The sequence below is a fragment of the Streptomyces sp. UG1 genome (assembly GCF_049974585.1).
Classification (GTDB): domain Bacteria; phylum Actinomycetota; class Actinomycetes; order Streptomycetales; family Streptomycetaceae; genus Streptomyces.
The window spans coordinates 1-2,517 of record NZ_JBNGGG010000118.1 but is presented as its reverse complement, the minus strand read 5'-3'; the positions used below and the strand labels follow the sequence as shown (position 1 = coordinate 2,517).

The window sequence follows — 2,517 nt, the reverse complement described above, 5'->3', positions numbered from 1 at the left end:
GGCCGCTGGTTCCAGCAGTTCGCCGCCACCCACGGCTTCCACGAGGCGGTCAAGTGGCGCGACTCGGGCCGCTGGATCCCCGACGGCGGCGGCCCGGTCCCCACGGCACAAGATCTGGAGGAGTGACGACGCACGGACCGCTGACCCTCTCGTACCTGCCTGCGGACATCTCCCGGCCGGTCCTCGCGACGGGGACGCTCGCCTCCTCGTCGCCGGCTTCGGTCGGCGCCCGTGTGACACGGCTACGCGGCGCTGCCCTGGGCCTCGGTGGCGACGTCGGCCCATTCCTCCCAGGTCTTCAGGCGCTCGGCGTAGACCTGCGGGACGAGCTGGAGCGGGGAGCTGCCGAAGAAGACCCGCAGGGGCGGGTTGTCGGCGTCCACGATCTTCAGCAGGGCCGCACCGGTGGCAGTCGGGTCGCCGCGCTCGACGTTGCTCCAGTAGGCGGCGAGGGCCGTGCGCAGCTCGTCGTAGGCGGGCAGTTGCTCGGCGAAGGTGGCGGAGGAGCCGGACCAGTCGGTGGCGAAGCCGCCGGGCTCGACGAGGGTGACCTTGATGCCGAATCCGGCGACCTCCTGGGCGAGGGCATCGCTCAGGGCTTCCAGGGCCCACTTCGAGGCGTTGTAGACACCGAGGTTGGGGAAGGCGGTGACACCGCCGACGCTGGAGATCTGCACGATGTGACCACCGCCCTGGGCCCGCAGGAGGGGCAGGGCGGCCTGGGTGACCCACAGGGCGCCGTAGAAGTTGGTCTCCACCTGGTCGCGGACCTGCTGTTCCGTCAACTCCTCGACCGTACCGAACAGTCCGTAGCCGGCGTTGTTGACGACGACGTCGAGGCGGCCGAAGTGGTCGTGCGCCCGCTGGACGGCCGCGGTGGCGGCGGCCTTGTCGGTGACGTCCAGGGTCAGGGGAAGGATCGCCTCGCCGTGCGCGGCCACCAGATCCGCGAGGGAGCCGGTATTGCGGGCGGTGGCCGCGACCTTGTCGCCGCGCTCCAGGGCCGCCTTGACGAACTCACGACCGAAGCCGCGCGAGGAACCAGTGATGAACCAGATCTTGCTCACGAGAAACACTCCCGTTCGAAGTGAAGTCTTATACCGAGACTCTACATCTTTCTGATACTGAGTATCAAGGTGATGCGTGGACTCGATGCTGTACGCTGCTCCGCACAGCGAGGCACGTATGACAACCGGAGGGCAGAGATGTCTTCACATGTGGCGCCCGGTGACCAAGTGACGTCCGGACTCGACCGGCGCACCGAGCTGAAGGAGTTCCTGCGGTCGCGCAGGGCCCGGCTCCAGCCCGAGGACGTAGGGCTGCCCTCGTACGGGCGGCGGCGGGTGCCCGGATTGCGGCGCGAGGAGCTGGCGCAGCTGGCGGGGGTGTCGTACGCGTATTACGCGCGCCTGGAGCAGGGCTACGGCGAGACCATGTCGGCCGAGGTACTGGACGCCATCGCCCGCGCCCTGCGCCTGAACGAGGAGGAGCGGGAGCATCTGGTCCGGCTGGCCCAGCCCGAACGGCAGAGCGCGACGCAGGCTGCGCCCCCGCCGCGGCGACTGCGGCCCAGCGTGCAGCACCTGCTCGATGCGCTCGGGGTGCCCGCCTTCGTCGTCGACCGTCGTCTGAACATCCTGGGCTGGAACCGGCTCGCCACCGCCGTCTTCGGGGACTGGGGCCTGCTGCCGCCCGAGGAGCGCAACACGGCCTGGCTGGCCTTTCTCTCGCCCGAGGCGCGCGAGAGGTTCGCCGATCCGCACAGCATGGCTCTGAGGATCGCCGGCGTTCTGCGGATGAATGCCGGCAAGAGCCCGGAGGACCCACACTTCTCCTCGCTGATCCAGGAGTTGTCGCAGAAGAGCGAGGAGTTCCGGCAGACGTGGGCACGGCACGAGGTGAGCTGCGGGACCGTCGGCGAGACCGTGCGGATGCGGCACCCGCTGGTCGGAGAGTTCGACCTTGTCCACGAACCCATGACACTGCCCGGGGGCGCCCCCATGCGGCTGGTCACCTACCATCCCGAGCCGGGCTCCCGCTCGGAGGAAGCCCTGCGGATGCTGGCCAGTTGGGAGATGGAGCCGCTTCGCTGAGACGTGGGTCCCCCAGGGCCGCCTGTGACAGCGTCACGCGTCGACCCATTCATCGGTCCCGTCCGAGAACTTCTGGTGTTTCCAGATGGGCACCTCGTGCCTGAGGTCGTCGATCAGTTGCCCGCAGGCTGCGAAGGCATCCCGCCGTTCGCCACGTCCTTCTCCGCGATCCGCCGCATCTCGGCCTCCGCCGTCGGGTGGCACGAACACCTCAGCGTGTCCACGCCGCGCCCGCGTCATGGTTGCGCACCGTGTCCGCCGTATCGCGATCAGGCTGATCGCCGGCGTGCTCGTGGCCTCGCTCGGCTGCCATGCCTCCGTACCTCCCTGACCTGCTTGTCACTCGGTCAGCCACCGATGGCTGACATCGGCCGGTCCGGCTGCACGAACGACGGATCGTCCAGGCCCGCTCCCGCCTTCTTGC

2 protein-coding genes and 1 pseudogene are annotated in these 2,517 nt (G+C 69.2%); 1 reads left to right on the top strand and 2 read right to left on the bottom strand.

Annotated elements, in window-relative coordinates; translation table 11 throughout:
* Positions 1-242 precede the first annotated feature (242 nt).
* Complete coding sequence (locus tag ACP4J3_RS50535) at positions 243-1,067, bottom strand: SDR family oxidoreductase (RefSeq protein WP_426545016.1); 825 nt, start codon at positions 1,065-1,067, stop codon at positions 243-245.
* Positions 1,068-1,205: 138 nt separating this feature from the next.
* On the opposite strand from ACP4J3_RS50535, the gene ACP4J3_RS50530 reads away from it, so the two are divergent.
* A complete protein-coding gene (locus tag ACP4J3_RS50530) occupies positions 1,206-2,093 on the top strand; it encodes a helix-turn-helix domain-containing protein (protein WP_426545014.1) in 888 nt (295 codons plus the stop codon).
* Positions 2,094-2,126: 33 nt separating this feature from the next.
* Here ACP4J3_RS50530 and ACP4J3_RS50525 read toward each other — a convergent pair.
* Positions 2,127-2,436 (bottom strand): annotated as a pseudogene (locus ACP4J3_RS50525) (hypothetical protein).
* Between the last annotated feature and the right edge of the window lie 81 nt (positions 2,437-2,517).